Source organism: Chrysiogenia bacterium, assembly GCA_020434085.1.
Classification (GTDB): domain Bacteria; phylum JAGRBM01; class JAGRBM01; order JAGRBM01; family JAGRBM01; genus JAGRBM01.
This window is the reverse complement of sequence record JAGRBM010000076.1, coordinates 1-1,917: the sequence shown is the minus strand read 5'-3', so window position 1 is coordinate 1,917 and position 1,917 is coordinate 1. Positions and strand designations below refer to the sequence as shown.

The 1,917-nt window shown below is 66.0% G+C and carries 2 protein-coding genes; both read left to right on the top strand.

What is annotated here, in order from left to right; genetic code table 11:
- Positions 1-249 precede the first annotated feature (249 nt).
- Entirely contained in the window at positions 250-1,641 is a 1,392-nt protein-coding gene (glmU, locus tag KDH09_02595) for a bifunctional UDP-N-acetylglucosamine diphosphorylase/glucosamine-1-phosphate N-acetyltransferase GlmU (GenBank protein MCB0218559.1), read from the top strand.
- A partial coding sequence (locus tag KDH09_02590) for a glutamine--fructose-6-phosphate aminotransferase (protein MCB0218558.1) occupies positions 1,641-1,917 on the top strand: 277 nt, incomplete at its 3' end. The genes glmU and KDH09_02590, both read left to right, overlap by 1 nt.

Sequence of the window (1,917 nt, the reverse complement as noted above, 5' to 3'; positions counted from 1 at the left end):
TTCGGCGGCCGCCCCATCGGTCGCGGCCGCTTCGCCGGCATGGCGATCACCCCCGACGGCGAATCGCTCTACATCACCCTCTCCGAAGACTGCGACAGCGTCATCGGCGGCACCGCCTCCCTCAACAACGGCTGCGTCATCCGCGTGCCGACCTTCGGCGAGTAAGCAGCAAAACCGGCGCGCCTTGCCGCTCAAGGTCGGCGCGAATAGACTCGCCTTAGCCTCTCGCTTTGAAGGAGCGCGTTTTTCTTGGCAACTCCGCCGCTTTACGTCATCGCCCTGGCCGCCGGCAAAGGCACCCGCATGAAGGCGGGCAAGGTCAAAGTCCTGCTGGAGGCTGCCGGAAGGCCGTTGCTGGGCCACGTGCTGGAGAGCGCGCGGGCGCTGCGCCCCAAGGAGATCGTCGCGGTCATTCCCAAAGACCCGCCCGCCGAGCTTTCCGCGTTGCTCGATCAGTACAAGGCCGCTGCCGCCGTGCAGGATCCGCCGCGCGGGACGGCCGACGCGGTAAAGGTCGCACTCTCGAAAATATCGGCAAAGACCGGCAACGCGATGATCCTCATCGGGGATGCGCCGCTCATGGACCCGGCGACGCTGCGAAAGCTGATGAACCGCCACAAGCAGGCCAAGGCGCTGGTCAGCGTGCTGAGTTTCGTGCCGCCGGATCCGGGCGCCTATGGGCGCATCATCCGCGATCCCTTTGGCGCGCCAGAGCGCATCACCGAGCACAAGGATCTGGGCAAGAACGAGCGTGAGCGCCACCGCGAGTGCAACACCGGCTTCTGGGTGGTGGATCTGCCCTGGCTGCGCAAGCAGATTACGAAGATCAACAACAAGAACGCCTCGGGCGAGTTCTACCTGACGGATCTTTTTGAAGTGGCCGCGAAAGAGGGCCGCGCCCGCGCGGTCGTCGCCGACGATCCCGAGTGCTGCATCGGCGTGAACACCCAGGCCGAGCTGGCGATTGCCGCCGCGCTTCTGCGCGAGCGAAAGATGGAAACGCTGCTGGCCAAGGGCGTCACCATCATCGATCCCTATCACACCTATATCGATGTCACCGCCGAGGTGGGCGCCGGCAGCGTGATCGAGCCCGGCGTGCTGCTGCAGGGCGCGACGAAGATCGCCCCCGACTGCCGCATCGGCGCGGGCGCGGTGATCCGGGGTTCGCTCATCGGCAAGGGCGCAAGCATCCTCCCCTACAGCGTCATCGAAGAGAGCAGCGTCGGCCCGCTCGCGCAGATCGGCCCCATGGCGCACCTGCGACCGGGCAGCAAGGTGGGCAAGGGCGCTAAGGTCGGCAACTACGTCGAGCTCAAGAAGGCCGAGCTGGGCGATGGCGCGAAGGCCAATCACCTCTCGTATCTTGGCGACGCCAAGATCGGCGCCGGCGCCAACATCGGTGCGGGCACGATCACCTGCAACTACGACGGAACAAACAAGCACGTCACCGAGATCGGCGCCGAGGCATTCATCGGCTCCGATACCCAGCTCGTCGCACCGGTGAAGGTCGGCAAGGGTGCCTACGTGGGCTCGGGCACGACGGTCACGAAGAACGTACCCGCCGGCGCGCTGGCCGTCTCGCGCGCGCCGCAGAAGAACATTCCCGGCTGGGCCGCGCGCAACAAGAAGAAGAAAAAGTAATGTGCGGAATCGTTGGATACCTGGGTCCCAAGGACGGCGTGCCGCTTGTCATGGACGGGCTCTCACGCCTGGAATACCGGGGCTATGACTCGGCCGGGCTGGCCAGCATTTCCAAAGGTGAAACCGAAGTGGTGCGCGCCAAGGGCAAGCTCTCCGAGCTGCGCACGGCCCTCCACAAGCGTCCGCTCAGCGGCGGCCTCATCATGGGACACACCCGCTGGGCCACCCACGGCGCACCCTCTGTAAAGAACGCGCACCCCCACCGCGCGGGTCCCG